We start from the raw sequence: 5,584 nt of genomic DNA, 5'->3' as shown, positions 1-5,584 counted from the left end.
GAGATGGGATTATGCTATTATTTGAAGGAACATCAATCAAAAAACAATTACATGACAGAGTGCTATTTGATATTGATTTAATACAAGTGCATGATAATCAACGTATAGGCTTAGTAGGTAGGAATGGAACAGGAAAAACAAGCCTATTAAAAATTATTACAGGTGAAGAATTACCTGATGAAGGTAATATCTCTCCTTTTACCTCTGTGAAATTAGTGCCACAATTTAAAGAATCAAGATTGGAGAAAAGTGGTGGCGAAATAACACAGCAATATTTACAGAACGCATTCAATGGGAATCCAGGCTTACTGCTTTTAGATGAACCGACAACACACTTAGATACGGAAAGAATTGCTTGGCTAGAAAAAAAGATAAGAAACTATCAAGGAGCAGCTGTCGTAGTATCTCATGATCGGACATTTTTAAATAATGTATGTACTGACATATGGGAAATTGAAAAAAATACGTTAAAAATATTTAAAGGAAATTATGATGAATATGCAAAGCAAAAAGAAATACTTAAAAAACAAAAACAAACTGAATTTGAAAAGTATGAACGTGAGAAACAAAAATTAGAAAGAGCAATACGTCAAAAAGAAGAAAGAGCTCAACGAGCAACAAAAAAACCTAAGAATCTAAGTTCATCTGAAGCGAGAATAGTGGGTGCTAAAACCCACTACGCCAACATACAGAAAAAGCTGAGAAGTTCGGCAAAAGCTTTAGAAACAAGACTGGAACAATTGGATAAGGTTGACAAGGTGAAAGAGCTGCCTGAAATTAAGATGGATATGTTAAATGAAGAAAACTTAACAAACCAATCTGTATTACGTGCTGAAAATATTAAGGGAGAGATTGAAGAACGTAAGCTCTGGGAACCCTTTAGCTTATATTTATATGGAGGAGATAAAGTTGCTATCATTGGAAAAAATGGCTCAGGTAAAACAACGTTGCTTAAAAAAATAGTGAAGCAAGATGAAGGAGTGACAATTCCAGAAAAAGTAAAGATAGGTTACTTCTCTCAACACTTAACCATCCTAAATGATGAGAAATCAATCATAGAAAATGTACAATCGACCTCTAGTCAAAATGAGACATTAATAAGAACAGTTTTAGCAAGAATGCATTTTTGGGATGAAGATGTCTATAAAAAGGTAGGCATATTAAGTGGTGGTGAAAAAGTAAAGCTAGCTTTAGCTAAACTATTTTTAAGTGAGGTGAATATGCTCGTTTTAGATGAGCCGACTAACTTTTTAGACATTGCAGCTTTAGAAGCGCTAGAAACATTAATGAAAAGTTATCATGGAACGATTCTATTTGTTACTCACGACCGAATGTTAGTAAAAAATATAGCTACAAAAATAATTGATATAAAAGATGGTAAGATAACAGTATTCGATGGATCGTACGAAGCATATGAAGAGTGGCTGGAGAATAAAACAAAGTCTAACAATGATGACCAACTTTTATTAATTGAAACTAAAATATCTGATGTTCTGGGTAGGTTGAGCTTGGAACCTTCGCAAGAGTTAGAAGATGAATTTCAAAGATTATTGAAAGAAAAGAAAGAACTGACTAGAGGGGAATAAAGCAAACCTATTGATATGTTCCCACGAACGTCCCATTAAGTCGACATGTCCTTGCATACGAGCCTTTCACTAAAATCGAAAATACATCCACTTTATCTATTCGTCCTATACAGACTTGACAATATTGGATAACATAGCTTACAACCCTCTAGAGCTAAAGCAGAAAGGACTGGCATAAAGCCAGTCTTTTTAATTAACTAAGGAGCAAATAGAGAATTGGAACAGTAATTGCACTTGTAGCAACACCATATTTTAAAGCATCAATGATATTCGTAACCAATGCCCCATGCTTTGCACTAGAGACTAAGTCCATCGTCTCTTGTCTTGCTTTTTTGACGACGCTGTTTAGATTGTTCTGCATGTTCCTCACGCTCGACTTGATTTCCTCGTTCATTTCTTCCAATTGAGCGTTGTTCGTCTTTTGAAGTTCCCCCAGTGCTTGAATGGTCCTGTTGTTGTTCCTTTGAATTTCCTCGTGTCCATCTATCAAAATCTTTTGCAAAACTTCGGTGTTTTCTTTCAACATCTTCTCTTGCTCGTTCAAGATTGACTGCATGTTCCTCATGACTTCGTCCGATTTCGACTGGATTTGATTCAATTGATTGTGAATCGTGACTTCTTTCGCCATTTCCTCGTTCATGTGAACTCTGATATAACTTTTCATTAGTTCGTTGAGTTCCCTGGTCTCTTGAAACAGTTCGCTCATGCTCCTGTTCTCGTTCAGCTTGTCTTGTAAAGACATTTTCTAGCCCCTCCTTTTCATAGTCAGCACCCAATTTATTAGCCCGTATAAAGCGTTCTCGTTCTGGATGTTTAAAACTAAGTGTTTTACCCCTCAATTTCGTTTCGACCCCGTAAACGTCATTTAAATGCTTTTTAAAGCTATCAAAGTTTGTTGAATTATTTCGAGAGTATTCAATCGCTTCACGCAATTCATCTTTCCAAGATGGTTTATTTTTTTCTAGTAAATGTTGTTCTGCCAAAGTATGACGAACACTAGCGTTATGCTCTGTAACTATTGATAAATCATGATTTTTGCATACTTCATCGCTCAATGATCTAGCACGCTCAATTGCTTCCTTTCCATGTGCTTGATACTTTTTACCAGTTTCAAAGTTAACTGAATTTATCACGATATGATTATGAATATGGTCTTTATCTGCATGTGTGTAAACAGCTACTTCATGGTTTTTAGCTAATTTCTCAGCTAATTCTAAACCTACTTGATTCGCTTTCTCTGGTGTAACCTCGTTAGGTTTGAATGACTGGATAACATGATGTGCTTGTATTCCATCATTTTTAGAAAAAAGTTCCCTTGTTTGCTTCATTTGTGACTTTGCATAATCAATATCAAGATTATAGCCATCTTTCACAACTGCCCTTTTTTCTGCATAGTTGCATAATCGACTAGCAGAACGAGTTGTACCTAGCTGAATTGTTGCCATATTGCATGCAACTCCTTTTTGATAGCTTGTAATTCTTCGCTATCAATCGCCCCAGCGCTTGCATTTGCTCGCCTAGTCAATTGATTCACGTTGTTCCCAATTGCTCGCAACTGCTTTGCTATCTCAATTGCCCCCGATTTATCAATTTTCGATGGCTTCATTCGATAGCCCATTGCCCGCTTTTTTGCAAAAGCTGGCACGCTCATATGAAACGTATCAGCAATTTGCTGTAACCTTTCATATTCGCTGTCGTCCACTCGAAATTTAATCTGCCGACTACTCGCCCGATTTTCTTTCCTCGTTCCCGACATACAACCACCTCACTATGCTCATTTTTCAATCGCATATCATACAAATTAAATGCTCGCTATTCACTCTCATTGTAACTTGTATTGTGAGGATTGGCAAGCTCTATATTTGGTACCCAAATAAGCTTGTTTTTGCTGTCGCAAAAATGCCCCCTAACCCCCATTTACATGGGGGGATTAAGACCTTGCCTTTTTGAAAAAAGGCAACCCCAAAAACTTTCACATATCAAGCCCCCAACCCCCGAATCTTCGGGGGCTCCCTCGCCGGTAGGCAGGTCGAAAAAATGGTTTTTCGACAAGCCAAGAGGGTACTTTTGCGAATGTGTCAATTCCTTAAATTCTCACTTCATGGATCAGCAAAAACCGCTGACCCATTCCGTTGCGATTTACCATTGACACATACCATATTTAGCTTTCTTCCAGTCAGAAAGCTTTTAACCATATTTCGCAATGCCTTTGAACTTGGTCTTTCCCCCCTATTTCGGTTGAGGGAGTGAGGCTGGGGGTGTGGGGGCTAGCCCCCGCATAACGAATTCTATACATAGCGAAAGAATCACATTATCGCCGACACTCTTAACGGTTTTTCGGCTACACTGGACAAGCGAACGAGCGAATACTCAATATCCCTATTTCGTATATCGGTCGTTCGGCGAAGCCTAGACAGCCGAAAAATTTCGGAATGCAAGGGGTAAAGGCGTGGAGATTTTTTAGGTGGTTTTCCTAAAAAATACTACCCGACCCTTGCATGTAGAAAAGTGCCTTATAGAAGATATAAGAGTGAATATAAGCTAGTTGTTGTCATATCAATGGATAGAGCGTTTTTTACTAGTCATGGTGTGATTACTATACTAGTCATGGGGTGACTAGTATTAGAGCACTAGATAGTCACTATAAGACTTGACTTTAGTCAAACAATATCATAGAATGGTCATTAATGACGATAGAATAACCATAAATGAGCAGTATACTAATCACACCATGGTCAGTAATGATACAAGTTGTATCAAAAATGATACATATACGTATCACAGCGTGTTACATATTCGAAAAAGGGGAGAAAGTAATAATGGCTGAAATACATGTAGGAGCAGAAAGAGAAGTTCTAAAACCTAATTCTATGAGTTTTGAAGAGCGTAAGATCCAAATGGAGAAGGAAGAAGAAATCGAAAAGGAAATTCGCAAGAGAGATAAAAACAGTCCTTACAAGAGGTGGATACAGTTAAATAAAGACGCTTATAAAGCAGAAGATTGGCTAATGGCAAAATCACCAATAGCATATAGAATTTTTAAATTCTTAATAAATAATATGGATTCATACAACGCTGTAATGTGCTCTTATAAAGTCTTAGAGGAACAATTCGAAGTAAGTACTTCAACGGTAACAAGAGCCGTTAAATTGCTTAAAGATAAGCAATACATTGATGTATATAAATCAGGTACATCAAACGTATATGCAGTTAATAAACAAATTGCTTGGAACAGTTGGGGAAGTAATTTCAAGCATGGTAAATTTAGTGCGAATGTTATTCTTTCTGAAAGCGAACAAGATAAACAAACTAAATTAAAAATTCAAAGACATAAAGAGGTTACTTTAGAAGAAATTTAACATCACGTTAAATCAATATAACATACAGGTTGGAGATGGTAGATAAAGAACCTTATCTCTATTCACAGCTTATCGTAACAAAAATTGAACACTTAGGTGAAAAATGTTTGTCTAAGCGTTATTAGTAGCCAATGTTAGACTAGAAATGTTCGTGATAATAGTTAAGCAAGTTTGCTGTACGAGAAGCGAGAAAATGAATTAAGAGAAAACATTACAAGTAGTTTAGAAAACATTCCAGAAAGATGGCTCGGGAATCTCTTAAATTGTAGCTCCCATCCGATTAGTTATTTTCGCTTTGATCAGAATAAGATTTAATTTCTTATCTAAGTAAAGCATAGAAATATTGACAGAGACATATAGAAAGCTTATATTTAGATTAAATGATACGAGAAAGGGTGTTACTATATCACAATGAACAATTAATCCTATTTATTAAAGAAAATCAACATAAAATAGTGAGTCAATAACTTAAGCTAGGTTATTTGTGGAGCGTTTTATGTATCATTTTCAGAATAGGATTGTATTGTGCAATGTGGTTTACCCTAATTTTGTAATGCTTTTTTAGGTGTATACTTACAAATTTTACTGACCTCCTATTCTGAATGGAATTAGGGGGTTTTTATATCCCCTCAAAATAAG

General features: G+C 36.1%; 4 protein-coding genes. 2 read left to right on the top strand and 2 right to left on the bottom strand.

Features of this window, described 5'->3' with window-relative positions:
• Nucleotides 1-11 precede the first annotated feature (11 nt).
• Nucleotides 12-1,586 carry an ABC-F type ribosomal protection protein Vga(E) gene (locus tag KA900_RS14115; RefSeq protein WP_032495718.1) on the top strand — a complete coding sequence of 525 codons (1,575 nt, stop codon included), beginning with the start codon at nt 12-14 and terminating at the stop codon, nt 1,584-1,586.
• A gap of 296 nt (nt 1,587-1,882) precedes the next feature.
• On the opposite strand, the gene KA900_RS14110 is transcribed toward KA900_RS14115, so the two are convergent.
• Together KA900_RS14110 and KA900_RS15025 are read right to left on the bottom strand one after the other, a co-directional pair.
• On the bottom strand, nt 1,883-3,031 hold the full coding sequence (locus tag KA900_RS14110; protein WP_032495716.1) for a relaxase/mobilization nuclease domain-containing protein: 1,149 nt from the start codon (nt 3,029-3,031) through the stop codon (nt 1,883-1,885).
• Entirely contained in the window at nt 3,013-3,342 is a 330-nt protein-coding gene (locus KA900_RS15025; protein ID WP_032495715.1) for a MobC family plasmid mobilization relaxosome protein, read from the bottom strand. Before KA900_RS15025 ends, KA900_RS14110 begins: the two co-directional genes overlap by 19 nt.
• A 1,063-nt stretch (nt 3,343-4,405) precedes the next feature.
• Between KA900_RS15025 and KA900_RS14100 the strand changes: the two genes are divergently transcribed.
• Entirely contained in the window at nt 4,406-4,945 is a 540-nt protein-coding gene (locus tag KA900_RS14100; protein ID WP_021285900.1) for a replication/maintenance protein RepL, read from the top strand.
• Nucleotides 4,946-5,584: the final 639 nt, after the last annotated feature.

This window comes from Staphylococcus sp. GDY8P120P, from assembly GCF_017892065.1.
In the GTDB taxonomy this organism is placed as follows: Bacteria; Bacillota; Bacilli; order Staphylococcales; family Staphylococcaceae; genus Staphylococcus; species Staphylococcus nepalensis.
The sequence above is the reverse complement of the archived record's forward strand: the minus strand, read 5'-3'. Positions and strand labels throughout refer to the sequence as shown.

Coding starts and splice junctions, on each gene's coding strand:
- KA900_RS14115 (WP_032495718.1), top strand. CDS start 12: ATGCTATTATTTGAAGGAACATCAATCAAAAAACAATTACATGACAGA.
- KA900_RS14110 (WP_032495716.1), bottom strand. CDS start 3,031: ATGGCAACAATTCAGCTAGGTACAACTCGTTCTGCTAGTCGATTATGC.
- KA900_RS15025 (WP_032495715.1), bottom strand. CDS start 3,342: ATGTCGGGAACGAGGAAAGAAAATCGGGCGAGTAGTCGGCAGATTAAA.
- KA900_RS14100 (WP_021285900.1), top strand. CDS start 4,406: ATGGCTGAAATACATGTAGGAGCAGAAAGAGAAGTTCTAAAACCTAAT.